The sequence below is a fragment of the Pseudomonas sp. S07E 245 genome, from assembly GCF_019599025.1.
GTDB classification, from domain to species: Bacteria; Pseudomonadota; Gammaproteobacteria; order Pseudomonadales; family Pseudomonadaceae; genus Aquipseudomonas; species Aquipseudomonas shirazensis.
Genome location: NZ_CP080625.1, coordinates 3,357,510 through 3,382,193 on the forward strand (window position 1 = coordinate 3,357,510; position 24,684 = coordinate 3,382,193).

Genomic DNA, 24,684 nt, shown 5'->3' on the forward strand with positions numbered 1-24,684 from the left:
CTTACCAGTAGTTTTCCACTGCTACCTGGCCTGGACGTTTGCTCAAGTTGAGTTGCAGATCGCGCGCCTTCAACACCTGGCGCGTGTCGTCGATCATCTGCGGGTTGCCGCAGAGCATGATCCGCGAATGCTCGGGGGATAATTCAAGCCCCGCCGCCCGCTCCAGCTCGCCGCTTTCAATCAACTGGGTAATCCGGGCATTCAGTGCACCCGGATACGCTTCGCGCGTGACGACTGGAATGAACTGCAACTTGCCGGCATATTCGGCCAGATAGTCACGCTGCTCCAGCCCGGCAATTTCATCGACGTAGGCCAATTCCGCGGCCTCGCGTACCGAATACACCAGTTTGATGTTGTCGAAGCGTTCCCAGACTTCGAAGTCCTGCAGGATCGACATGAACGGTGCAATGCCGGTGCCGGTTGCCAGCAGCCACAGATCGCGGCCAGCTGGCAGTCGATCAAGGGTCAGATAGCCGAACGCTTGGCGATCGATAAGCAAGCTGTCGCCCTGCGCCAGGCGGCTGAGCTCGCTGGTGAATTCGCCGCCAGGCACAACGATCGAGAAGAAATCCAGATACTCGTCATGCGGCGCACTGACCATCGAGTACGCGCGCCAGACCACGCTGCCATCGGCTTTGCTCACGCCCAACCGAGCGAACTGCCCTGCGCGAAAACGAAAGCCTGGATCGCGCGTCACGCGCAGGGAAAACAGGTTAGGCGTCAACGGCCGAACGTCGAGCAGAGTCTGGCGGGTGAACTTGTCGGCGCTGGCGGTCATGACGGGCTCCATAAATCAGATGCGCCCAGTTTCGCCTAAAGCTGACTGAATGAACACCGACGGTTTGCAGGGGCAAGGCGCGAAATGAATGGCGGGAACAGCGTTAATGAGAAAGAAAACAAACAAGAGGACGACTCTTTTCCTACACTGAGTCAGGCAGGTTGAGCAACGCCTCCAACAAAGCCGGCGCCATCGCCATCGCAGCCAGCCGTGGGCTGTTCTGAGCGCAACCTCCCCCCCGTGGATAAAGCCCTGTAGAATCTCGCCCCTCAAGCTCGTCGTGGTCTGCGCCGAGCAGATTCATAGCTGAGCCCCACGCCATGCCCCTGCTGACCAGCCCCTTCGCCGAACTCGATCTGATCCGCCAACCGGAACAGGCCGACGACCCGCTGCAAGCGTTCGACGCTGCCGACCAGTACCTGCTCGAGCACCTCGCCAGCCAAGGTTTGCCCGCCGACTGCCGTGTGCTGGTACTCAATGACAGCTTTGGCGCATTGGCGGCCAGCCTGTGCGACAGCCTGCAAGTGACCAGCAGCGGCGATTCGCACCTGGCCCGCATGGCTCTGGAAAAGAACCTCGTGCGCAACGCCAAGGCGTTCGACAGCGTGCCGTTCGTGCCGTCCAACCAGGTCTGGCAGGGGACGTTCGATCGGGTGCTGGTGCGGGTGCCGAAAACCCTGGCCTTGCTTGAAGAGCAGTTGATCCGCCTGCGAGGCCACCTGGCACCGGGCGCCGAGGTGATCGCCACGGCCATGATCAAGCACTTGCCGCGTGCCGCTGGCGACTTGCTGGAAAAGTACATCGGCCCGGTGCAGGCCTCGCTGGCGCAGAAAAAAGCGCGCCTGCTGACGGCCAGCTTCAGCGAACGGGCTCCGGCTCAATCGCCCTACCCTAGCCGTTACACCTTGGATCAACCGCCCCTGGAGCTGGTCAACCACGCCAATGTGTTCTGCCGCGAAGGACTGGATATCGGCACCCGTGCGTTTCTCCCGCACCTGCCGCGCGATCTTGGTCAGGCCCGGGTCGCCGACCTGGGTTGCGGTAACGGCGTGCTGGCGATCGCCTGTGCGCTGCTCAACCCACAGGCGCAGTTCAGTCTGGTCGATGAGTCGTACATGGCCGTGCAGTCGGCACTGGAAAACTGGCAGGCGGCATTGCCCGAGCGGCCGGTTGAGGTGCTCGCGGCAGACGGCCTGGCCGGGTTCGAGAAGCAATCACTGGATGTGGTGCTGTGCAACCCACCGTTCCACCAACAACAGGTGGTCGGTGACTTCCTCGCCTGGCGCATGTTCCAGCAGGCCCGCGATGCGCTGGTGGTGGGCGGCGCGCTGTACATCGTCGGCAACCGCCACCTGGGCTATCACAGCAAGCTGGCGCGGTTGTTCCGTGGGGTCGAGCAAGTTGCCGCGACCCCCAAGTTCGTCATCCTCAAAGCGCGCAAGTAATTCGCCCGGTCAATGCGTGCTCAGCCCGGCTGCGCTCATGAACATGCGCATCAGCCAAGCCAGCACACCCAGGGCGGCGACACTCGCCGCCCAGATCATCACCAGCCAACCTAGCCGCTGCCACAGTGGCTTCTTCTGTTCGACACCGGTCATGCCGCGCACCTCCTAGTGATAGCCCTGGTCATGGGTGACTTTGCCGCGGAACACGTAATAGCTCCAGAACGTGTAACCGAGGATCAACGGCAGGATGAACAGCGTCCCCACCAGCATGAAGCCCTGGCTCTGCGGCGGTGCGGCGGCCTCCCAGATCGAGATCGACGGCGGGATGATGTTTGGCCAGACGCTGATCCCCAGGCCGCTGTAGCCCAGGAAGATCAACACCAGAGTCAGCAGAAACGGCGTGTAGTGCGCTGAGCGGGCAATCGCCTTGAACAAGCCATAGAACGTCACCATGACCAGAATCGGCACCGGCATAAACCACAGCAGGTTAGGCATGCTGAACCAGCGCTCGGCAATCTGCGGGTAAGCGATCGGCGTCCACAGGCTGACGATGCCGATGACCGCCAGCAGTACCAGAGCCAGGGGCCGGCCAAGCACATGCATCTGCTGTTGCAGCGGGCCTTCGGTTTTCATGATCAGCCAGGTGCAACCCAGCAAGGCGTAGGCGACGATCAGGCCCAGCCCGGAGAACAGGCTGAACGGCGTGACCCAGTCCCAGGCGCCGCCGGCATAGTGGCGGTCGACCACCTTGAAGCCCTCGATGAACGCGCCCAATGCCACGCCCTGAAAGAACGTCGCCAGCAGCGAGCCGCCGATGAACGCCTTGTCCCACACGTGGCGCTTGGCAGCAGTGGCCTTGAAGCGGAATTCGAAGGCCACACCGCGGAAGATCAACCCGATCAGCATCAGGATCAGCGGCAGATACAGTGCCTCCAGCACCACCGCGTAGGCCATCGGAAACGCCCCGAACAAGCCCGCTCCGCCCAGCACCAGCCAGGTTTCGTTGCCGTCCCAGACCGGCGCGACGGTGTTCATCATCACGTCGCGGTCATGCTCGGCCTTGACGAACGGGAAGAGAATGCCGATGCCCAGGTCGAACCCGTCCATCACCACATACATCATCACGCCAAAGATGATGATCACAGCCCAGATCAGCGGAAGATCGATACCCATGGCTCAGTTCCTCTCGGTCAGGCTGGAGTTGGCCTCATGGCCGTCATCGGCAGCGGACAAGGGCCGCGCCGGGGTCCGTTTTTGCCCTGGGCCGCCAGGTGGCTGCTCTTCTTCACCGGTATGCGGGCCTTTGCGCACCAGGCGCATCATGTACGCCAGGCCGGTGCCGAACACCGCAAAGTAGACCACCACGAACATCACCAGAGTGAAGCCGAGCTGGCCGTAGCTGTGGTTGGAGACGCCATCGGCCGTGCGCATCAAGCCATATACCACCCACGGCTGGCGGCCGATCTCGGTGGTGAACCAGCCAGCCAGAATAGCGATCAGCCCGGATGGCCCCATCCACAACACGAAGTACAGGAACGGCCGCGAATGGTAGATCGCGCCGGTTCTACGCAGCCACAGGCTCCACAGGCCAGCGGCAATCATTAGCATGCCCAGCGCAACCATGACCCGGAACGACCAGAAGATGATCGTCGAGTTGGGCCGATCCTCTTTGGGGAATTCCTTCATGGCCGGCACTTGCTTGTCCAGGCTGTGGGTCAGGATCAAACTGCCGAGCACCGGAATCTCGACCTTGAAGCGAGTGGTTTCGGCTTCCATGTCGGGGATGCCGAACAGAATCAGCGGGGTCGCCTCACCGGGCTTGTTCTCCCAATGGCCTTCGATGGCGGCGATTTTCACCGGCTGATGCTTGAGCGTATTGAGCCCATGGAAGTCGCCGATGATCGCTTGCACCGGGGCCACGATCAGGGCCATCCACATCGCCATCGAGAGCATCTTGCGCACGGCCGGGTTGTCGCGCCCGCGCAGCAGATGCCAGGCCGCCGACGCGCCGACGAAGAACGCCGTGGCGACGAAGGCGGCGGTGGCCATGTGCGCCAGGCGGTAGGGGAACGACGGGTTGAAGATCACCGCCAGCCAATCCACCGGGATTACCCGGCCATCGATGATTTCGTGGCCCTGTGGGGTCTGCATCCAGCTGTTGGAAGCCAGGATCCAGAAGGTCGAGACCAGCGTGCCCAGCGCCACCATCAGCGTCGAGAAGAAGTGCAGGCCGCGGCCTACTCGGCTCCAGCCAAACAGCATGACGCCAAGGAAGCCTGCTTCGAGGAAGAATGCAGTGAGCACTTCGTAGGTCAGCAATGGCCCGGTGACGGCGCCGGCGAAATCAGAGAAGCGGCTCCAGTTGGTGCCGAACTGATAAGCCATGACCAAACCCGAGACCACGCCCATGCCAAAGTTGACGGCGAAGATCTTCGACCAGAAATGGTAGAGATCGCGGTAGATGCGGTTGTCGGTTCTCAGCCAGAGGCCTTCGAGAACGGCCAGATAACTGGCCAGGCCAATGGTGATGGCCGGGAACAGGATGTGAAAGGACACGGTAAAGGCGAACTGGATTCGGGCGAGCTCTAGGGCTTCTAAGCCGAACATGGTGCTTCCTCTTCAGGTGAACCGGCATTTCGGGCTTGTGGCCCTGATGCCCACTGCCCCCACGGTTATCGAGTGCGACCTGTTGGAATTGTTCTATTCGATTGCAGGGATTCACGCCGCACAGGCCGATCAATGCATTTGCAACGATTGACCCAGATCAATGGCTGTATCCAGCATAGCCCCGAATTCCGCCCCAGGGCCTGTGGCTGGATGCCGCGTGGCGCATTGCCCCACCCTCTTCCATGCAATGGCAAAAAGTGCTTGAGCAGGACTTATGCAACTCTTTGTTACAAACAGATGATAGGCTGCAGAGCCCCGGGTTTCTTATAGGTCGCAGGCTGCCGATGTCCGACTCTGCTCCGCTGTTGTTGCGTCACCACCGCCCCTTTCTCGCGTTCTGGCTGGCCCGCGTATTTACCGCGAGCGGCTTTCAGATGCTCACTGTGGCGATTGGCTGGCAGCTCTATCAGCTGACCGGCAACGTACTCGATCTGGGTCTGGTCGGCCTGGTCGAATTCGCCCCGCGGGTGTTGTTCATGCTGCATACCGGGCACGTGGCCGACCGCTATGACCGGCGCCGGGTGGCGGCGCTGTGCCAGAGCCTGCAAGCGCTGATTGCGCTGGCACTGGTGCTCGGCAGTGCCACCGACAACGTCAGCCGTGAGCTGATCTTCTGCCTGGCCTTCCTGCTCGGCGCCGCACGTTCGTTTGAAATGCCGGCGACTCAGGCCCTGCTGCCCAACGTGGTCCCGCCCGGACTGTTCCCGCGGGCCGTGGCAGCCTCGGCATCGGCGACCCAGGCCGCCACTATCGTCGCCCCTGCGGTCGGCGGCTTGTTGTATGCGCTGGGCAGCATCTGGGTGTACGGCCCGACCGTGGCGCTATATGTGATCGCCTGCGGCCTGACCCTGAGCCTGGATGCCCGCCAGCAGGTCCAGCAGCGCGGCCGGGCGACGCTGGAGTCTCTTTTGGCCGGGATACGCTTCATCCGTAGCCGGCCGGACATCCTCGGTGCCATCTCGCTGGACCTGTTCGCCGTGCTGCTGGGCGGCGCCACGGCGTTGTTGCCGGTGTTTGCCAAGGACATCCTGCTGACTGGCCCGTGGGGCCTGGGCCTGCTGCGTTCGGCGCCGGCAGTCGGCGCGCTGTTGATGTCGGTATGGCTGGCGCGCTTCCCGTTCGAGCGCAAGGTCGGCCGGACCATGTTCACCGCAGTCGGCGTGTTCGGCGTGGCCACCATCGCCTTTGGCCTGTCGACCTCGTTCTGGTTCTCGCTGGCGGTGCTGGTGGTGCTGGGCGCGGCAGACATGATCAGCATGGTCATCCGCAGCGCTTTCGTGCAGCTGGAAACGCCTGACGAAATGCGCGGCCGGGTCAGCGCGGTAAATGGATTGTTCATCGGGGCTTCGAACCAGCTCGGGGAGTTCGAGTCAGGCATTACCGCGCACTGGTTCGGCACCGTACCGGCAGTGGTGCTGGGCGGCGTCGGCACGCTGGTGGTGACCGGGGTGTGGATTAAGTTGTTCCCGAGCCTGGCCAACCGCGATCAACTGCACAGCCAGCCGGTAGCAGAAGCGCCAGCGGCGTCAGCCGCACCGATCAAAGGTTGACCCCGCCAGCAGCAGGCTCATCTGCTGCTCGTAGCCGACCCGGGCGCGAAAGCCATTGCCGCTTTCGCGCCAGCCGGTTGCACGGTACAAGGCCAAAGCGCCGAGGTTGGCGCGGTCCACTGACAACTGCAGGCGCCTGAGATCAGGCCACATGGTGCGCAAGAGAGCCGGTAGCGCCTGCATGCAAAAGCGCCCAAGGCCCTGCCCCTGAAACCTGCAGTCGACCTGCAACGCAGTCATCATCGCTGCATCAGGTTGACCCCAGGCGGGCAGGAATGCGCCACGCTGAAGCAGCAGAAACGCTCTGGGCACATCATCGAGCAACAGCGCGACGCCGCGGCGCTGATCAGAGCCGCAACCGAGTAACAGATACAAGGCATCAGCGATATCGCCGGCGAAGCACTGCTGCTCTGACGGTAGCTGGATCTCCAGCAGTTGCCCACGCTGGGCCGGGGTTAGCTGCGAGTAGTCAATCAGCTGCACAGCGGCATCTCGGCGGCGGCCGTCTGGGTGATCGGCACTGAATGCGCAGTGTATCGCGACATTGATTACCGCTCAGCAAGCATGCTGGTATGATGCGCGGCTTTTTTCTACCCCAGATAAAACCACGGCATCCGGTACGGTCTGTGCTTTGCTGATGAGGTCGATACATTAACGGCGCCCCGGAGGCGTCTTTGGGAGCGGGCATGCTGGAAAGGCTGTTTCAACTAAAAGCACACAACACCAACGTGCGCACCGAGATACTTGCGGGCGTGACCACGTTCCTGGCCATGGCCTACATCCTCTTCGTCAACCCGAGCATCCTCGGCGAGACCGGTATGGACAAGGGCGCGATCTTTGTCGCGACGTGCCTGGCTGCGGCCATCGGCTCGGCGACCATGGGCCTGATCGCCAACTACCCGATCGCACTGGCGCCGGGCATGGGCCTGAACGCCTTCTTCACTTACACCGTGGTCCTGCACATGGGCCATACCTGGCAGGTGGCGCTGGGGGCGGTGTTCATCTCGGCGGTGTTGTTCTTCCTGCTGTCGATCTTCCGCATCCGCGAGTGGATCGTGAACAGCATTCCGCTGCCGCTGCGCTCGGCCATCGCCGCCGGTATCGGCCTGTTCCTCGCGCTGATTGCGCTGAACAATGCCGGCATCGTCGTTGATAACCCAGCCACCCTGGTTGGTTTGGGCGACCTCAAGAAGCCTGCTCCGGTGCTCGCTGCACTGGGCTTCTTCCTGATCGTCGCGCTGGAAGCAATGAAGGTTCGCGGTGCAGTACTGATCGGCATTCTAGCCGTCACCGTAGCCTCGATCCTGATGGGCGTGACGCCGTTTGCCGGTGTAGTCTCGATGCCGCCATCGCTGGCGCCGACCTTCCTCCAGCTGGACATCGCTGGTGCCTTGGATGTGGGCCTGGTCAGCGTGATCTTTGCCTTCCTGTTCGTCGACCTGTTCGACAACTCCGGCACCTTGATCGGCGTGGCCAAACGCGCAGGCCTGATGAGCAAGGACGGCCACATGCCGAAAATGGGCCGAGCACTGATCGCCGACAGTACCGCAGCCATGGCCGGCTCGCTGCTGGGTACCTCGACCACCACCAGCTACATCGAGTCGGCAGCAGGCGTTAGCGCCGGTGGCCGTACGGGCCTGACCGCCATCGTGGTAGCGGTGTTGTTCCTGCTGGCGCTGTTCTTCGCGCCGTTGGCCGGCAGTGTGCCGGCCTTCGCCACCGCACCGGCGCTTTTGTTCGTCGCCGTGCTGATGGCCTCGGGCCTGGCTGAAATCAACTGGGACGACGTCACCGAGGCCGCCCCTGTGGTGGTGACTGCCCTGGCCATGCCGCTGACCTACTCGATCGCCAACGGCATCGCCTTCGGCTTCATTGCCTGGACCGCGATCAAGCTGCTGTCGGGCCGCCGCCAGGACCTGAACCCGGCGCTGATCATCCTGTCGATTCTGTTCGTTATCAAGCTGGGCTGGTTCAACGCATGAGTTCTGTTTTCGATCCATCTGCCTACCAAAGCCTGCTGGCGCCAAAGGTCGAGCGCCTGCGCGAGCTGCTGGCGCCGTTCAGCGCGCCCGAGCCTGTGGTGTTCGAGTCGCCGCGCGAGCACTACCGCCTGCGCGCCGAGTTTCGCCTGTGGCGTGAAGACGGCCAGCGTCACTACGCCATGTTCGCCCCGGGCGAAAAGCACAAGGCGATCCTGATCGAGGATTTCCCGATTGCCAGCCAACGCATCAATGCGCTGATGCCGCGCCTGAAAGCGGCCTGGCAGGCGAGCGAGACGCTGAGCAATCGGCTGTTCCAGGTGGAGTTCCTGACCACCCTGGCCGGCGATGCGATGATCACCCTGTGCTATCACCGCCCGCTCGACGACGAGTGGGAAGCTGCTGCCCGCGAGCTGGCCGCCGAGCTCGACGTGAGCCTGGTCGGCCGCTCCAAAGGCAAGCGTTTGGTAATTGGCCGTGACTATGCGGTGGAAAAACTCGACGTCGCCGGCCGCACCTTCAGCTACCGCCAGCCCGAGGGTGCTTTTACCCAGCCCAACGGCGCGGTCAACCAGAAGATGCTCAACTGGGCCTTTGAGGCCATCGGCGAGCGCGACGACGACCTGCTCGAGCTGTACTGCGGCAACGGCAACTTCACCCTGCCGCTGGCAACCCGCGTACGCCAGGTGCTGGCCACCGAGATCAGCAAGACCTCGGTCAATGCCGCCTTGCACAACCTCGACGAAAACGGCGTGGATAACGTGCGCCTGGTGCGCCTGTCGGCCGAAGAGCTGACCGAGGCACTGAACGAGGTGCGCCCGTTCCGCCGCCTGCAGGGCATCGACCTGAAGAGTTATCAGTTCGGCACGGTGTTCGTCGACCCGCCGCGCGCTGGGATGGACCCGGATACCTGCGAGCTGACTCGACGCTTCGAGCGCATCCTGTACATATCCTGCAACCCGGAAACCCTGGCGGCCAACATCGCCCAGTTGCACGATACACACCGGATCGAACGCTGCGCCCTGTTCGACCAGTTCCCCTATACCCACCATATGGAAAGCGGTGTGCTGCTGGTCCGACGCTGAACCGACCTCTGCCGGGGCTGCAATGGCCTCGGCACGGCCACCCCACCAGCATCGAGCAACTGGCCAGCCAGGCCCTGCTCGGCTACAGCCGCCTGACCCACCCGCAGCGCTTGCAGCTGCGCAGCCCGGCAGACGAGCAGTGCGATGTGCTGATGCCGGCGCCAGCGAGGCTTTTGGGGGCCTCGCTGACGTAGGCTGGTTTCAGGCTTGTATCAGAAGTCGAAGAACACCGTCTCGCCTTCGCCCTGAATCCGCATGTCGAAGCGATAGGCAGTCTTGCCGTCGACTTCGCAGCGTTTGGCAATCAGCGTCTCGCGCCGTTGCGGCTGCTCGATCAGGTTGAGCACCGGGCACTTGGCGTTGGCCTCGGCTTCGTCATCAAAGTACAGCCGCGTGTGCAGTTGGATATTGATGCCGCGGGCAAACAGGCTGATGTTGATGTGCGGCGCCATTGGCACGCCGGCGGCATTCTTGACCACACCCGGTTTGACCGTGTGCAGCGTCCAGTCACCGGAGTCGAAGGTGGTGGCGGTACGGCCAAAGCTGTTGAACGGGTTTTCCAGGTTGTACTGATCCTGGTACTGGCCGTCGGCATCGGCCTGCCACACTTCCAGGAACGAATCACGCACCAGATGGCCATTGCCATCGTAGACCTGACCGATCAGCAGGATGTGCTCACCGGCGGCTTCAGGGCGCGCCAGGGTGTTCCAGATTTCGGTCGGCCGAACCGGGTTGCCCGCTGCTTGCAGGGCCAGGCCGATGTGCACGTAAGGGCCGGCAGTCTGCGACGGGGTTTCCGGCAGCAATTCAATTGGCATGTCGCGGCTCCTCAGCGGTTTTCGAAGTGGGTCTGGCGCTGACCGCGCAGAACGATGTCAAAACGGTACGCCAGGCAATCCATCGGATTGGCGTTGCTCATGTCGAGCTTGGCAATCAGTTGCTGCACCGCTTGCGGGTTGGCGATCGACTTGACGATCGGGCACAGCGGGATCAGCGGGTCACCTTCGAAGTACAGTTGGGTAATCAACTTGGTCGAGATCGACGGGCCGCTGATCGAGAAGTGAATGTGCGCCGGGCGCCAGTCATTCGGGCCGTTGCGCCATGGGTACGGGCCGGGCTTGATGGTGCGGAAGCTGTAATAGCCATCACGGTCGGTCAGGGCCCGGCCGACACCGCCGAAGTTGGGGTCCAGCGGCGCCAGGTAACGGTCGTTCTTGTGGCGGTAACGGCCGCCGGCGTTGGCCTGCCACATTTCCACCAAGGTGTTTGGCACTGGTTTGCCGTACTGGTCGATAACTCGGCCGGCGACGATGATGCGCTCGCCGATCGGCAGGCCACCGTTGTCGAAGTTGAGCAGCAGGTCGTTGTCGTGCTGGCCAAGGCCCAGGTGAGTGAAGTCCGGGCCGGTGGTTTCACTGATCGACTGCGGGATGCTGACCAGCGCCTGGCGCGGCGAGCGGGCAATCGACGTCTTGTAATCTGGGGTCAGCGCTTTCGGGTGCCAGTTGCGATCACGGATCACGAAGCGGCTGGTGTCCTCGGCAGGCATACCGGTGTTCCTCTTATTGGAGTTGTGCGAGCGCCCGTGCGTGGCGGGCGGACTTGCAGTTTCCGATAGCCTGGATGGGATGAATATTGAAATCAGCGGTCTTAGCCATAACTGTTTGGTTATGCCTTGCAGCGTGCCTGCACAAGGCAGCAGCACTGAACTAATCTATACCCTCAACCTCGCGGTTTGGAGAAGCTCGATGGAATGGCGAAAAGGTCGGCGTAGCGACAATGTGGTCGATGCTCGCGGTGCAGGCGGCGGCGGTGGCGGCGGCATGCGCTTTGGCGGCGGCAAGGGGCTGGGCCTGGGCGCCATCCTGCTGATCGTCGGCATCGGCTGGATGACCGGCCAGGACCCGCTGCAGATTCTCGGCCAACTGACCGGGCAGATGCAGCAAAGCGCGCCGGCCAACGTCGAAGGCAAGGCGCCGCCGGCCAATGATGATCAGGCAGCGTTCGTTGCCTCGATCCTGGGTGACACCGAAGACACCTGGAAGGCGCTGTTCGCCCAGGCCGGCAAGCAATACCGTGACCCCAAGCTGGTGCTGTTCAGCGGCCAGGTCAATTCGGCCTGCGGCTTCGCCTCCTCGGCGGTCGGGCCATTCTACTGCCCGGCTGACCAGCGGGTGTACCTGGACATGACCTTCTTCCGCGAAATGGAAACGCGCTTTGCCGCCGCCGGCGACTTCGCCCAGGCCTACGTCATCGCGCACGAGATCGGCCATCATGTGCAGACGCTGCTCGGCGTCTCCAATCAGGTCCAGGCCGCTCGCCAGCGCGGGCAGAAGATGGAAGGTGACAACGGCCTGCTGGTGCGTCAGGAATTGCAGGCCGACTGTTTTGCCGGGGTCTGGGCTTATCAGGCGCAGAAACGCCTGAACTGGCTGGAACCGGGTGACATCGAAGAGGCACTTAACGCCGCCAACGCCATCGGTGATGACCGCTTGCAACAGCAAGGCCAAGGTCGCGTGGTGCCGGATTCGTTCACACACGGCACGTCGGCGCAGCGCGTACGCTGGTTCAAGACCGGCTTCAGCGACGGTGACGTCAACCGCTGCGATACCTTCAACGCACGCACGCTGTAATTCCCCGCCAATCTGCATGCAACAACGCCTCTTGAGCACTTTGCGCTCAGGAGGTGTCGTTGAATGCGCCGCTTTTTAACGCCAATGCCGCAGTAAAACCCTCGGATTTTCAGACAGTTACAAATCTGCTGAAAAAGCGTTTCAGCTAGCCCGATTGTGGCCGATAACTCATGCACGAATCAGCGGGCCCCGGGAAGAATAACGCCAGCGATTGACAACAACTGAGCGAATGATCTTTATGGAGTGCGTGCATGAACAGTTGGTTTGCCAACATCAGCGTCAACCTCAAACTGGGCCTGGGCTTTGGCCTGGTCCTGCTTTTGACCGGCCTGCTGGCCCTGACCGGCTGGAACAGCCTGGGCAGCTTGATCGACCGCAGTAACTGGATGAGCGACATCAGCCAGCTCAACAAAGACCTCACCGACCTGCGCGTAGCACGTCTGCAGTACATGATCGCCAACGGCGATGACGCCGCTGCGGCCAACACCCAGACCAAACTGGACACCTTCAGTGCCCAGCAGCAGCGCTTGGTGGCCTCGTTCAAGAGCCCTGAAAACGTCAAGCTGCTCAACGAGCTGGGCGCGATCATCAGCGACTACAAACTGTCGCTGAGCAAGATGCGCGCGGGCTACAAGACCACCCTCGCCAACCGCGAGAACATGAACCAGACTGCCGCCAAGTCCGATCAGATCCTTGATGCGATCAGCCGCGACGTGTTGGCCCAGCCGGAAGTCGACAGCGTACGCCTGGCCCAGTATCAGGCCATCAGCAAGACGCGTCAGCAGTTGCTGCAAGTGCGCGTCGATGTACGCGGCTACATCGCTGACAACAGCGCAGCCAATGAACAGGCCGCCCTGCGCCAGCTCGACGCGGCCCTGGTCGAGATCGACAACCTCAAGCGCCAGCTACCCAACGAAAGCACCCGCCTGCAACAGTTCGACCAGAGCGTGCAGGCTTACCGCTCGGCCGTGCGTGACTTCCGCGACGCCACCGCCGCCATCGCCGTGGCCCGCGCCGAGATGACCGTGCAAGGTGCCGACATCGTCAAGCGCAGCGACGCCCTGTACAAGATCCAGCTCGAGCGCCGCGACATCGAAAGCGACCAGGCGCGCCATCTGCAGATCATCTCGACCCTGCTGGCATTGTTGGTCGGGGTATGCGCCGCGATCATCATCACCCGCCAGATCACCCGCCCGCTGCGCGAAACCATGGACGCCGTCGAGCGTATTGCCGGAGGCGACCTGTCCAGTGAGCTGAGGGTCACCCGCCGTGACGAGTTGGGCGTGCTGCAACAAAGCATCAGCCGCATGGGCGGCACCCTGCGCGAGTTGATCGGTGGTATTCGTGATGGCGTAACGCAGATTGCCAGCGCCGCCGAAGAGCTGTCGGCCGTGACCGAGCAGACCAGCGCCGGTGCCAACAGCCAGAAAGTCGAGACTGACCAGGTTGCCACTGCCATGCACGAGATGGCTGCGACCGTGCAGGAAGTCGCCCGCAACGCTGAACAGGCTTCGCGCGCGGCAACGGGTGCCGATGATGAAGCGCGTGCCGGTGACCGGGTGGTGGGCGAGGCGATCAACCAGATCGAACGCCTGGCCGACGAAGTCCAGCGCTCGACTGAGGCGATGAACCTGCTGCAGCAGGAAAGCCAGAAGATCGGCAGTGTCATGGACGTTATCAAGTCGGTTGCCGAGCAGACCAACCTGCTGGCATTGAACGCGGCCATCGAAGCCGCCCGCGCCGGTGAAGCCGGGCGTGGTTTTGCCGTGGTCGCCGACGAAGTGCGCGGCTTGGCGCAGCGTACGCAGAAGTCCACCGAAGAGATCGAAGAGCTGATCGCCAGCCTGCAGAACGGCACCCAGCAAGTGGCCAACGCCATGCTGGGCAGTCGCAACCTGACTGAAAGCAGCGTCGAGCTGGCGCGCAAGGCCGGTGGTTCGCTGGAGAACATCACCCGCACTGTGTCCAACATCCAGTCGATGAACCAGCAGATCGCCGCAGCCGCCGAGCAACAGAGCGCGGTTGCCGAGGAGATCAGCCGGAGCATTCTCAATGTACGCGATGTGTCGGAACAGACAGCCGCAGCCAGTGATGAAACCGCCGCGTCGAGCGTCGAGCTGGCACGCCTTGGCAGTCATCTGCAGACGCTGGTAAGCAAGTTCCGCGTGTGACCGCTGCCTTGTGAACTGCTCAGCCCGGCCAGCGCAATGCTGGCCGGGCTGAGCAGCACTGGCGTTACTTGACGATCATGCCAACACCACGACCGCGCGGGTCGGAGGCGGTTTCAAGCTTGCCATCGGTGACGCGAATGGCCTGGATATCGCCCATCTCCCAGCCCTGATCCTCAAGCACATAGCCCATCTTTTTCAGCTCGTCGGCGACCTTGCCGGTCAACGGTGCATAGCTGTCGAAGTAGATAGTGTCCTTGGGCAGCAGCTGGTGATGCACGCGCTGCGCTGCAACGGCCTTGGCCAGCGGCATGTCGTAGTCGTAGAGGTTGTTCATCACCTGGAAGATCGAGGTGAAGATGCGCGAGCCGCCCGGCGTACCGATGACCAGGCTGACCTTGCCGTCGCGGGTCACCAGGCTTGGGCTCATCGACGACAGCATGCGTTTGCCCGGAGCAATCGCGTTGGCATCGCCGCCGACCACGCCAAAGGCATTGGCGGTACCGGGCTTGCTGCTGAAGTCATCCATCTCGTCGTTGAGCAGGAAGCCTGCGCCCTTGACCACCACACCACTGCCGTAGTCGAGGTTGAGGGTGTAGGTGTTGCTGACCGCGTTGCCCTGTTTGTCGACGATCGAGAAGTGCGTGGTTTGATGCGGCTCCAGCCCCGGGCGGACCTTGTCGGTTGCGGAAATGGCGGTTGGGTTGACCTGCTCGGCGCGTTTTTTCAGGTAGTCCTTGGCTACCAGCTTGTCCACCGGTACCTCGGTGAAGGCCGGGTCGCCAAGATAGTCGGCGCGGTCGGCGAACACGCGCTTTTCAATCTCGGCCAGCAGGTGGATGTAGCGCGCCGAGTTCTGCTCGACGCCCTTGAAGTCTGCCGCGCGGTTTTCCTTGATCCCGAGCAACTGCGCCAGCGCTACGCCGCCTGAGCTTGGCGGTGGCGCGGTGTAGACCACGTTGCCGCGCCAGTCGATGGCCATCGGCTCGCGCCAGAGGGCTTTGTAGTCCTTCAGGTCGTCTTTGCTGATCAGGCCGTTATCGGCCTTCATCTGCGCAACCAGCAGATCGGCGGTCTTGCCTTGATAGAACTCGCTGACGCCTTTGTCGGCGATGCGTTCGAGGGTCTGCGCCAGCTCCGGCTGCTTGAACAGCTCGCCGACTTTCATGCTGCCGAAATAATCGTTGAAGTTGGTCGCGGTCTTGAACAGGCCTTGGGCATCGTCGCGATACTGGTACTGCTTCTGGGCGATCTTGAAGCCGTTGTTGGCGTAACCGATGGCCGGAGTCAGCAGCTCGCTCCAGGGCAACTTGCCGAACTTTTGATGCGCCTCCCACAAGCCCATTACTGTGCCCGGTACGCCAGCGGCGCGCACGCCGACCAGGCTGAGGTTCTCGATGACCTCGCCTTTTTCGTCCAGGTACATATTGCGGGTGGCCGCCTTGGGCGCCACTTCGCGGTAGTCGAGGAAGTACGCTTTGCCGTCCACGTACAGGGTCATGAAGCCACCGCCGCCGATGTTGCCGGCTTCTGGATAGGTGACTGCCAGGGTGAAGGCAGTGGCCACGGCGGCATCGACGGCGTTGCCGCCCTTTTTCAGGATATCGGCCGCGACCTGTGCGCCATATTGATCGGGCGCGGCCACTGCGCCGCCTTCAAGAGTCACCGCGAAGGCCGACGAACAGCTCAGGATCGCGGCCCCGAGGGCCATGGACTGGAACATGACGAGACGCATGAGCACTTCCTTAGTGTTGTTTTTGTTGATCACTTATTAACACTGAAGCGTTTTGACTAAGCAAATGCACCAGACACAGGACGACGGCATTGCGTCATTCGTGTCGTTTTTAGAACGGTTCTTAGAATCGAGATTGCTGGGGCCGCGTCAGCCTGAGTGGACGCGGTCGGCGTAGGAGCGGCCTTGTGTCGCGAAAGGGGTGCGCAGCACCCCCGGCAATCCCGGACCAGTACCACGCGCTCAGCAGGCATACGCCGCCAGCTTGGCCTGGATGAAATCAAGGAAGCACTGAATCCGCAGCGCCAGCTGGGTGTTGCGGTAGTAAACCGCATGAATCGGCTGCCGGTACCCATTGTTGGCCTCGCTCAACAGCACGTGCAGGCGCCCGGCGCGGATATCTTCGTGGGTCATGAAATGCGACAGGCAGACGATACCCTGCCCGGCCAGCGCCAGCTGGCGCAAGGTCTCGCCACTGGATGCGGTCAACTGCGGGCGGATTCGCCAACTGTCGCCGTCGGCGTGGCGCAGCGGCCATTGGTTGAGGCTGTCCAGCGAGCTGAAGCCGAGCAGGCAGTGCTCGCTCAAGTCACTGACCTGGCGCGGCACGCCGTGGCGTTGCAGGTATTCGGGGCTGGCCAGAATCTGGATCGGGCTGCAGCCCAGCGAGCGCGCATGCAGGCTGGAGTCGGCCAGCTCGCCGATGCGGATGGCGACGTCGGTGCTTTGCTGGAGCAGATCGATGATCAGGTCATCGGTGTTCAGCTCCAGCTCGATGGCCGGGTACAGCGCGCGAAACTCAGCGATCCAGGGCACGATCGCGTGCAGCATGAATGGTGCTGCAGCGTTGATGCGCAGGCGCCCCGACGGCGTCTGCCGGTGCAGCGACAGGCGCTCTTCGAGCTCGCTCATCTGTTCGAGGATGGTCCGCGCGTGCAGTACAAAGAACCGCCCTTCTTCGGTCAGGTCCATGCGCCGCGTGGTGCGGTTGATCAGCGTGGTGCCAAGCTTGCCTTCCAGCCGCGCCAGGGTGCGGCTGACCGCAGACGGGGTTTGCCCGAGTTGCTCGGCAGCGGCGGAAATCGAGCCGCAGTCGATCACGCTGACGAATACCTGGAGTTCTTCTGAGCGGGTTTTCACGGCAGTGCCTGGGCCAGGATGAGGCCTGGATTGTCGGCCGTTTATTGCCGGGCAAGCAACTGCCGCGTCGGTCACGCCGCGCATCGCTTACCGGGCCTGGCCGAACACCTTGGCCAGATGCGCCTCGTAGGCTGCCACGGTAGCGGCCACATCCGGGCGCTTCATCACATCGACGGCGAGGAAGGTTGGCAGGCCGCTCATGCCGAGGAACTGGTTGGCCTTGTGGAACGGGAAGTACACCGCATCCACGCCCTTGCCTTCAAAGAAGTCGTTGGGGTCGTCGAAGGCCTGTTGCGGCGCGTTCCAGGTGGCCGAAATCATGTACTGCTTGCCCTGGATCAGGCCGCCACTGCCATACTTCTGCGAAGCGTCGGAGCGGGTCCGGCCGTCGCTGGCGTAGAGGCTGCCGTGGCCTTCGGTGAACACTTCATCCAAGTACTGTTTGACGGTGTACGGGGCACCCATCCACCAGCCGGGCATCTGATAGATGATCACGTCGGCCCAAAGGTATTTCTGCACTTCTTCCTTGATGTCGTAGCCGCCGTCGATGAAGGTTTGTTTGACATCGAAACCGGCCCGGTCCAGGTAGGCCAGCGCGGCATCGTGCAGGGTTTCGTTCAAGCGGCCGTCGGAGTGGGCGAACTGTTTGCCGCCATTGAGCAGAAGAATCTTTTTCATATCGAGCCTCTAAGGTTCTGTGTCGATCCGCAGACCGATGCACTTCAGATGGCTGCAGGTTAGAGGCTCGCCCGTGGCGGAAACAGCCAGCCTTGGGCAAATCAGTTTTGCCTTGTAATCACGAATCATCACCAGACTGTTGCTTTAAAATCGCTTCTCCACTTATTTGCAAGGTGTAGTCATGAACGCTCAACACGCCTTTATTCTCAAAGCCAAGACCCGCCCGGAAAAGGCCGAAGCATTCGAGCAACTGTTCCGCGCCTACGTCGAACCAAGCCGCCAGGAGCCGGGCTGCGTCGAATACCACATGTTGCGCGATCAGCAGGACCCGAGCCTGTTCATCTTCTATGAGGTGTGGGCCGATCAGGCGGCGTTCGATGCGCACTGCGCGCTGGCCCATATGCAGCAGTTTGCCGCGCAGCGCATGGACTATCTGGAGCGCGATTTCGAGGTGCAACGCATCGACATGCTCAGCGCCGCCTCGGGTAAACGTTGAGCCGTTCAAATAGCTGACAAATGTCGCTTGCCGCCAGCCGCCGGGCTTCTCACAATCCACCGATTGGCTTTCATTGCGCACCCGACAAGGATCTCCCCGTGCCGTCCATTTATCAGCTCAAACCCCGCTTCCAGGCGCTGCTGCGGCCCACCGTGCAGCGCCTGTACGACCGCGGGGTGACGGCCAATCAGGTCACGGTTGCCGCTGGGATAGTCTCGCTGCTGCTGGGCCTGCTGCTGGCCTGCTTTGCCGACATCCACGGGCTGTTCATCCTGCTGCCGATCTGGATGCTGCTGCGCATGGCGCTCAACGCGGTGGACGGCATGCTCGCCCGCGAGTTTGGCCAGCAGTCCAGGCTTGGTGCCTACCTCAATGAACTGAGCGACGTGATCGCCGACGCTGCGCTGTACCTGCCGTTTGCCCTGCTGGTCGGGGTATCGCCCGTGCTGGTGGTGCTGCTGGTGTTGAGCGCACTGATCAGCGAATACGCGGGGGTGATGGGCCCGCTGGCCGGTGCAGCGCGGCGCTACGACGGGCCGATGGGCAAGAGCGATCGCGCGTTTGCCTTTGGCCTGCTCGGTACCGGTGTCGCCTTTGGCCTGCTCGATCCAACCTGGATCAACGGCCTGCTGCTGGTGATTCTGCTGCTCTCGCTCTATACCCTCTACAACCGGGTACGTCAGGGCCTGACCCACGCCAACTGATCGTCGCCACTGACCGCACCGCCGCCAGCCAAAAGGACCTTTGCCATGCGCCAGGCGCAATCGCTGCACTTCTCTACCCATGACGGCGTCGAGCTGCACTATCGCTACTGGCCGGCCATCCGCAGCGAGCATCAGCCGCGTCGGGCGGTGGTGATGTTCCACCGCGGCCATGAGCACGGCGGGCGCCTGGCGCACCTGGCAGACGAACTGGACATGCCCGGCTATGACTTCTTTGCCTGGGACGCACGTGGCCACGGCCAGTCGCCAGGGGCGCGCGGCGACAGCCCGAGCTTTGCCACCAGCGTGCGCGATGTGCAGACCTTCATCGAGCACATTCAAACTCGCCACGGCATCGCCGAAGACAACACCGTGGTGCTGGCGCAGAGCGTCGGTGCCGTGCTGATTGCCACCTGGGCGCATGACTACGCGCCCAAGGTACGCTGCCTGGTGCTGGCCTCGCCGGCGTTCAAGGTAAAACTCTACGTGCCGTTTGCCCGCCCTGGCCTGAAGCTGATGAAGGCCGCGCGCGGCAACTTCTTCGTCAACAGCTACGTCAAGCCACGGCTGCTCACCCACGACCCGGAGCGGGTGGCTTCGTATGTGGCCGACCCGCTGATCAGCCGGCCCATCTCGGTGACCATGCTGCTCGGCCTGTATGAAGCCGCAGACCGGGTAGTGGCGGACGCTCAGGCGATCCAACTGCCGACCCAATTGCTGGTTTCGGGCGCCGACCTGGTGGTCGAGCGGGCGCCGCAGGAGCAGTTCTTCGAGCGCCTGGGCAGTGCCCGCAAAGAGCTGCACCTGCTGCCTGGGTTCTTCCACGACACCCTTGGCGAGCGTGACCGCGGCCATGTACTGCCGCGCATCAAGCGCTTCGTCGAGCACTGCTTCGATGCCCCGCTGGCGGCACCTTCGCTGCTCGATGCCGACCAGTCCGGCGCCAGCTGCGCCGAAGCCGAAAGCCTCGCAGCAAAGCTGCCGCGCAACTCGCCACGGGATCTGTACTGGCGCGCCACCCGCGCCGGCCTGCGCCTGGGCAAAGGCATGGCAGACGGGGTCAAGCTGGGCTTCGATACCGGCTTCGACTCCGGCAGCACCCTTGACTATGTCTATCGCAACCAGGCCACTGGCAAGGGCAAGCTGGGCCAGATGATCGACCGCAACTACCTCGACGCCATTGGCTGGCGCGGTATTCGCCAGCGCAAGCTGCATGTCGAAGAGCTGCTGCGCGAAGCGATCCGGCGCCTGCGCGAGCAGGGCCGCACAGTCGATATCGTCGACATCGCCGCCGGCCATGGCCGCTACATTCTTGAAGCCTTGCAGGAACTCGAGCAACTGCCGGACTCGATCCTGCTGCGCGACTACAGCGAACTGAATGTGCAGCAGGGCACGGCGCTGATTGCCGAAAAGGGCTTGGGCGATATCGCGCGTTTCGTCCAGGGCGACGCCTTTGACCGGCAGAGCCTGGCCACACTCGAGCCGCGCCCGAGCCTGGCGGTGGTTTCCGGGCTGTACGAACTGTTCGCCAGCAACCAGATGGTCAGCACCTCGCTGGCCGGCCTGGCTGATGCCGTCGAAACGGGCGGCTATCTGGTCTATACCGGCCAGCCGTGGCACCCGCAGCTGGAGATGATCGCCCGCGCCCTGACCAGCCACCGTGGCGGTCAGGCCTGGGTCATGCGTCGACGCAGCCAGGCCGAAATGGATCAGCTGGTTGCCGCCGCTGGTTTTCGCAAGATCACCCAGCGCATCGACGAATGGGGCATCTTCAGTGTCAGCCTGGCGCAGCGGGTCGAGTGATGGCGCGTGAAGCCGGGCTGATCCGTCGTGGGGTCTTGTGGCTACTGCTGCTCGGGCCGTTTTTCTTTCTCAGCTACGGCCTGGCCAACACCTACACGGCGGGCCGTGCCGATGTCGGCAGCCTGGTGTTCGGCTGGGAAAGCCAGATGCCGCTGTGGCCGTGGACGATCATCCCGTACTGGTCCATCGACCTGCTCTACGGCCTGTCGTTTCTGCTGCCACGCAACCGCCGCGAGATGGACCGGCACGCCCTGGCCTTGTTGAGCGCGCAGCTGATCTGCGTGGCCGGCTTTCTGCTCTGGCCGCTGCGCTTTACCTTCGAGCGACCGGAGCTGAGCGGCCTGTTCGGCTGGCTGTTCGATGTGCTGATGGGCTTCGACAAACCGTTCAATCAGGCGCCCTCGCTGCACATCGCCCTGCTGGTGATCATCTGGACTATGTTCGCCCGCCACCTGCGCAACCCGCGTGGGCGCTGGCTGATGCACGGCTGGATGGCGCTGATCGGGGTGTCGGTGCTGACCACCTGGCAGCACCACTTCATCGACTTGCCGAGCGGTGCGTTGGTCGGGCTGCTATGCGTCTGGCTGTGGCCTCGCGACGGTCAACCGCCGTTGCAAGCTGCGCGTCTGGCGCAGGATCCCAAGCGCTGGCGGCTGGCGCTTTACTACACCCTGGGCGCTGCGCTGTGCACCGGTTTGGCGAGCTGGGCCGGCGGCGCCTGGCTGTGGCTATTGTGGCCGGCACTGGCGCTGCTGCTGGTGGCCTTGAGCTACGCGGTACTCGGTGCCAGCGCGTTTCAAAAAGGCGCTGATGGGCGCCTGTCGATGGCCGCCAGCTGGCTGTTTGCACCCTACCTGCTCGGCGCCTGGATCAACTCGCGGCTGTGGACGCGACGCCATCCGCAGGCGGACGAAATCTGTGACGGGGTCTTCCTCGGCCGTATTCCGGCAGCCGGTGAGGCGGGGCAGTTTTCGGCGATTGTCGACCTGTGTGCCGAACTGCCATGCCTGGCAGCCAAACCATTGGCAAACCATTACCGTAGCCTGCCGACCCTGGATCTGGTGGTCGCCGATCTACAGCTGTGCCGCGCCGCCGCCGACGCTATCGAGACGCTGCGCCAGCAAGGGCCGTTGCTGGTCTGTTGCGCGCTGGGTTACTCGCGCAGCGCCACCGCCGTCGCCGCTTGGTTGCTGCTCAGTGGCCGCTGCACGAGCCTGGCTGAAGCCGAACTGCGCTTGCGCCAGGCGCGCCCGGGCATCGTCCTGCGCAGCGCACACCAGCACATGCTCAGGCAACTGGAGGGGCAAGCATGCACCTGCGCGTAACCGCCAGCCTGCTCGGCCGCGGCCAGCAACTGGAGCGACTGTCCGACGGCATCAGCCTGATCGCGCTGGGCTATGGCCTGGCGCCGCTGCTAGGCGCCCCACTGCCGCTACTGGGCAGTGGGTTATGCGCCCTGCTGGTGATACTCGGCCTTGTGCATAAATACCTAGCGGTGCGAGTCGCGCTGGATGCCGAGTTATTTGCCGAGCTGGCTTCGCGGAGCGACCTGCCAGCCGCTACGGGCCAGCTCGACCGCGCCTTGTTCGACCTCAACCTCAAACCCAGCGCCAGCGACCCGCGCGATTGGACCACGCGCAGCCAGGCTGCGCTCGGCCTGTTACGCCGCCAAGGCATGTGCCTGGCCCTGCAGATCGCGCTGTGCCTGACTACGCTGCTGACACTCCCTTTGATCGGATAAGACCCGTGCCATGCTCACCGCCCTGACTGCCTTTGCCATCACCTCCGCCGCGCGCCTGATCACCGGCGCCCGCGCCCTCTGGCTCGGCTGCACGCCGCAGCCGGTGCAGCGCCTGTACTTCGCCAACCACAGTAGCCACGGCGACTTCGTCCTGCTCTGGGCGTCGCTGCCGGGGCCGCTGCGCCAGCGCACGCGACCGGTTGCAGGCGCCGACTACTGGGCCAAACCGGGCCTGCGCAACTTCGTCATCCGCAAGGTATTCAACGGTGTGCTGATCGACCGGCAGCGCAGCGAAGTCCAGGCCAACCCGCTGCAGCCGGTGCTTGATGCGCTGTCCGGTGGCGATTCGTTGATCTTCTTCCCCGAGGGCACGCGCAATCTCGGCGATGAGCCACTGTTGCCGTTCAAGAGCGGTTTGTTCCACCTCGCCGTCGCCAACCCCGACATGGAAGTGGTGCCAGTGTGGATCGCCAACCTCAACCGGGTCATGCCCAAGGGCCGCGCCCTGCCGCTGCCGCTGTTGTGCACCTTGAGCTTTGGCGAACCGCTGCAGGTGCAGGCCGCTGAAGACAAGCACGCGTTTCTCGAGCGGGCCCGCCAGGCCCTGCTGAACCTGGCCCCCAAGGAAGCCTGAGATGGACCACAACACTGTTTTGCTGTTTGCCGGCATCGGCGCGCTGCTGCTGCTCGCCAGCGTCATCGGCCGCCTGCTCAAGTGGCGCGCCGGCGCCGGCCCCCATGCGGTGATCGACAACCTCAATGCGCGGATCAACGCCTGGTGGGTGATGGTGCTGGTGATCGGCATCGCCTTCCTGTTCGGCAAGTACGGCGTGATCGTGCTGTTCTACTGCGTGTCGTTCTATGCCCTGCGCGAGTTCATGACCCTGACCCCGACCCGGCGCAGCGACTACCCCGCGCTGGTCGCAGCGTTCTATGTGGCATTGCCGCTGCAGTATCTGCTGATCGCGATGGACTGGTACGGCCTGTTCAGCATCTTCATCCCGGTGTACCTGTTCCTGCTCCTGCCGATCCTGGCCAGCTTTGGCGGCGACACCACGCGCTTTCTCGAACGCGCCTCGAAGGTGCAGTGGGGGCTGATGATTGCCGTCTACTGCGTGTCGGCGGTGCCGGCGCTGCTGACCCTCGACATCCCCGGTTTCGAAGGCCGTAACCTGCTGCTGATCGCCTGGCTGATCCTGGTAGTGCAGATCAGCGATGTGCTGCAGTACGTCTGCGGCAAGCTGTTCGGCAAGCGCAAAGTGGCACCCAACCTGTCCCCGTCGAAAACCCTCGAGGGCCTGCTCGGCGGTGTAGCCCTGGCCACCCTGATCGGCGCCTCGCTGTGCTGGATCACCCCGTTCAGCTTCTGGCAGGCGGCGTTGATGGCGCTGACCGTGAACGCCATGGGCTTCTTCGGCGGGCTGGTGATGTCAGCGATCAAGCGCGACCGCGGGGTCAAGGACTGGGGGCACATGATCGAAGGCCACGGCGGCATGCTCGACCGCATCGACTCGGTGTGTTTTGCCGCGCCGGTGTTCTTTCACTTTGTGCGTTATTGGTGGGCATAACCGCGCGGCGATAGCGCGGGCAGGCAGGTAGAGGTCGAGCGCAGGCAACTGGGCCACGCGCGATAGCCCTATGGTGATGCGTCCATAAGCATCCCAAAGGGAACACCTGCCATGTCCGATTTCATTACCGTCCTGCGTGAAACCTGCCCGATCCCGGTAGTCGACGCGACCAAGTGGAAGCGCATTGGCGGTGACCCGCACACGGTCAACCTCAACGCCTACCTGTCGGCTGACGGCAGCAAGATCATGGGCACCTGGATCTGCACCCCGGGCAAGTTCGAGGTCAACTACGACAAGTGGGAATTCTGCCACTTCCTCGACGGCTACTGCATCATCACCCCGGAAGGCGAAGAGCCCAAGCACCTCAAGGCCGGCGATGTGTTCGTCATCGAGCCGGGCATGAAAGGCACCTGGGAAGTGGTCGAAACCGTGCGCAAGTATTTTGTCTTTGCCTGATCAAAGATTGAGTTGATCGGCTAAGCGCAAGGCAAAAAAAATCGCGACTCGAACCGCCCTCCCC

The 24,684-nt window shown here is 63.0% G+C and carries 24 protein-coding genes; 14 read left to right on the forward strand and 10 right to left on the reverse strand.

The genetic code is table 11. From position 1 onward, the window contains the following. Window position 1: 1 nt before the first annotated feature. Window positions 2-778, reverse strand: coding sequence for a ferredoxin--NADP reductase (locus K3F44_RS15470; protein WP_101322092.1), 777 nt, complete (start codon window positions 776-778; stop codon window positions 2-4). A gap of 320 nt (window positions 779-1,098) precedes the next feature. On the opposite strand from K3F44_RS15470, the gene K3F44_RS15475 reads away from it, so the two are divergent. Next, window positions 1,099-2,223, forward strand: coding sequence for a methyltransferase (locus K3F44_RS15475; protein WP_220632534.1), 1,125 nt, complete (start codon window positions 1,099-1,101; stop codon window positions 2,221-2,223). 9 nt (window positions 2,224-2,232) lie between these two features. On the opposite strand, the gene K3F44_RS15480 is transcribed toward K3F44_RS15475, so the two are convergent. From K3F44_RS15480 to K3F44_RS15490, 3 genes are read right to left on the reverse strand one after another with little or no spacing between them, the layout of a single operon-like run. Beyond that, complete coding sequence (locus tag K3F44_RS15480) at window positions 2,233-2,376, reverse strand: DUF2474 domain-containing protein (RefSeq protein WP_150570687.1); 144 nt, start codon at window positions 2,374-2,376, stop codon at window positions 2,233-2,235. A 12-nt stretch (window positions 2,377-2,388) separates the two neighbouring features. Then, window positions 2,389-3,396: a cytochrome d ubiquinol oxidase subunit II gene (cydB, locus tag K3F44_RS15485; RefSeq protein ID WP_150570688.1), complete on the reverse strand. Its 1,008-nt coding sequence runs from the start codon at window positions 3,394-3,396 to the stop codon at window positions 2,389-2,391. A gap of 3 nt (window positions 3,397-3,399) precedes the next feature. Beyond that, entirely contained in the window at window positions 3,400-4,830 is a 1,431-nt protein-coding gene (locus tag K3F44_RS15490) for a cytochrome ubiquinol oxidase subunit I (RefSeq protein WP_188036650.1), read from the reverse strand. Window positions 4,831-5,174: 344 nt separating this feature from the next. Here K3F44_RS15490 and K3F44_RS15495 point away from each other — a divergent pair, with 344 nt between their 5' ends. Continuing rightward, complete coding sequence (locus K3F44_RS15495) at window positions 5,175-6,440, forward strand: MFS transporter (protein ID WP_150570689.1); 1,266 nt, start codon at window positions 5,175-5,177, stop codon at window positions 6,438-6,440. On the opposite strand, the gene K3F44_RS15500 is transcribed toward K3F44_RS15495, so the two are convergent. Next, entirely contained in the window at window positions 6,417-6,923 is a 507-nt protein-coding gene (locus K3F44_RS15500) for a GNAT family N-acetyltransferase (RefSeq protein ID WP_220632535.1), read from the reverse strand. The genes K3F44_RS15495 and K3F44_RS15500 overlap by 24 nt on opposite strands. A gap of 203 nt (window positions 6,924-7,126) precedes the next feature. Here K3F44_RS15500 and K3F44_RS15505 point away from each other — a divergent pair, with 203 nt between their 5' ends. Both K3F44_RS15505 and trmA read left to right on the forward strand, forming a co-directional pair. Next, window positions 7,127-8,422, forward strand: coding sequence for an NCS2 family permease (locus tag K3F44_RS15505; RefSeq protein WP_101322099.1), 1,296 nt, complete (start codon window positions 7,127-7,129; stop codon window positions 8,420-8,422). Then, complete coding sequence (gene trmA, locus K3F44_RS15510) at window positions 8,419-9,504, forward strand: tRNA (uridine(54)-C5)-methyltransferase TrmA (RefSeq protein WP_101322100.1); 1,086 nt, start codon at window positions 8,419-8,421, stop codon at window positions 9,502-9,504. The genes K3F44_RS15505 and trmA overlap by 4 nt, the downstream gene beginning before the upstream one ends. Before the next feature lie 212 nt (window positions 9,505-9,716). Here the strand turns inward: trmA and pcaG are convergent, their stop codons facing one another. After that, window positions 9,717-10,322 (reverse strand): protocatechuate 3,4-dioxygenase subunit alpha, encoded by a 606-nt coding sequence (gene pcaG / locus K3F44_RS15515; protein ID WP_150573010.1) that lies wholly within the window; start codon window positions 10,320-10,322, stop codon window positions 9,717-9,719. A gap of 11 nt (window positions 10,323-10,333) precedes the next feature. Beyond that, window positions 10,334-11,053, reverse strand: a complete 720-nt coding sequence (gene pcaH, locus K3F44_RS15520; RefSeq protein ID WP_220632536.1) for a protocatechuate 3,4-dioxygenase subunit beta — start codon at window positions 11,051-11,053, stop codon at window positions 10,334-10,336. A gap of 199 nt (window positions 11,054-11,252) precedes the next feature. Between pcaH and K3F44_RS15525 the strand changes: the two genes are divergently transcribed. Both K3F44_RS15525 and K3F44_RS15530 read left to right on the forward strand, forming a co-directional pair. Then, window positions 11,253-12,137: a neutral zinc metallopeptidase gene (locus tag K3F44_RS15525; protein ID WP_101322103.1), complete on the forward strand. Its 885-nt coding sequence runs from the start codon at window positions 11,253-11,255 to the stop codon at window positions 12,135-12,137. 386 nt (window positions 12,138-12,523) lie between these two features. Next, window positions 12,524-14,308, forward strand: coding sequence for a methyl-accepting chemotaxis protein (locus K3F44_RS15530; protein ID WP_409077676.1), 1,785 nt, complete (start codon window positions 12,524-12,526; stop codon window positions 14,306-14,308). 64 nt (window positions 14,309-14,372) lie between these two features. Here the strand turns inward: K3F44_RS15530 and ggt are convergent, their stop codons facing one another. The 3 genes from ggt to K3F44_RS15545 form a co-directional block, all read right to left on the reverse strand. Beyond that, complete coding sequence (gene ggt / locus K3F44_RS15535; protein WP_101323105.1) at window positions 14,373-16,040, reverse strand: gamma-glutamyltransferase; 1,668 nt, start codon at window positions 16,038-16,040, stop codon at window positions 14,373-14,375. 240 nt (window positions 16,041-16,280) lie between these two features. Further along, window positions 16,281-17,177, reverse strand: coding sequence for a LysR family transcriptional regulator (locus tag K3F44_RS15540; RefSeq protein ID WP_101322105.1), 897 nt, complete (start codon window positions 17,175-17,177; stop codon window positions 16,281-16,283). Between the two features lie 87 nt (window positions 17,178-17,264). Beyond that, window positions 17,265-17,855 (reverse strand): NAD(P)H-dependent oxidoreductase, encoded by a 591-nt coding sequence (locus K3F44_RS15545; RefSeq protein WP_101322106.1) that lies wholly within the window; start codon window positions 17,853-17,855, stop codon window positions 17,265-17,267. Between the two features lie 181 nt (window positions 17,856-18,036). Between K3F44_RS15545 and K3F44_RS15550 the strand changes: the two genes are divergently transcribed. The 8 genes from K3F44_RS15550 to K3F44_RS15585 all read left to right on the forward strand — a co-directional run bounded on the left by K3F44_RS15550 (window position 18,037) and on the right by K3F44_RS15585 (window position 24,620). Beyond that, window positions 18,037-18,351 carry a putative quinol monooxygenase gene (locus K3F44_RS15550; protein WP_150570696.1) on the forward strand — a complete coding sequence of 105 codons (315 nt, stop codon included), beginning with the start codon at window positions 18,037-18,039 and terminating at the stop codon, window positions 18,349-18,351. A gap of 98 nt (window positions 18,352-18,449) precedes the next feature. Further along, a complete protein-coding gene (locus K3F44_RS15555; RefSeq protein WP_150570697.1) occupies window positions 18,450-19,055 on the forward strand; it encodes a CDP-alcohol phosphatidyltransferase family protein in 606 nt (201 codons plus the stop codon). A gap of 45 nt (window positions 19,056-19,100) precedes the next feature. After that, complete coding sequence (locus K3F44_RS15560; RefSeq protein WP_220632538.1) at window positions 19,101-20,855, forward strand: bifunctional alpha/beta hydrolase/class I SAM-dependent methyltransferase; 1,755 nt, start codon at window positions 19,101-19,103, stop codon at window positions 20,853-20,855. Beyond that, complete coding sequence (locus tag K3F44_RS15565) at window positions 20,855-22,180, forward strand: phosphatase PAP2/dual specificity phosphatase family protein (RefSeq protein WP_150570699.1); 1,326 nt, start codon at window positions 20,855-20,857, stop codon at window positions 22,178-22,180. Before K3F44_RS15560 ends, K3F44_RS15565 begins: the two co-directional genes overlap by 1 nt. Next, window positions 22,165-22,596: a hypothetical protein gene (locus K3F44_RS15570; protein ID WP_150570700.1), complete on the forward strand. Its 432-nt coding sequence runs from the start codon at window positions 22,165-22,167 to the stop codon at window positions 22,594-22,596. Before K3F44_RS15565 ends, K3F44_RS15570 begins: the two co-directional genes overlap by 16 nt. A 10-nt stretch (window positions 22,597-22,606) precedes the next feature. Next, a complete protein-coding gene (locus K3F44_RS15575) occupies window positions 22,607-23,230 on the forward strand; it encodes a lysophospholipid acyltransferase family protein (RefSeq protein WP_101322112.1) in 624 nt (207 codons plus the stop codon). 1 nt (window position 23,231) lies between these two features. Next, window positions 23,232-24,164 carry a phosphatidate cytidylyltransferase gene (locus K3F44_RS15580; RefSeq protein ID WP_220632539.1) on the forward strand — a complete coding sequence of 311 codons (933 nt, stop codon included), beginning with the start codon at window positions 23,232-23,234 and terminating at the stop codon, window positions 24,162-24,164. Between the two features lie 111 nt (window positions 24,165-24,275). Beyond that, on the forward strand, window positions 24,276-24,620 hold the full coding sequence (locus tag K3F44_RS15585) for a cupin domain-containing protein (RefSeq protein WP_101322114.1): 345 nt from the start codon (window positions 24,276-24,278) through the stop codon (window positions 24,618-24,620). The last annotated feature ends 64 nt before the right edge of the window (window positions 24,621-24,684 follow it).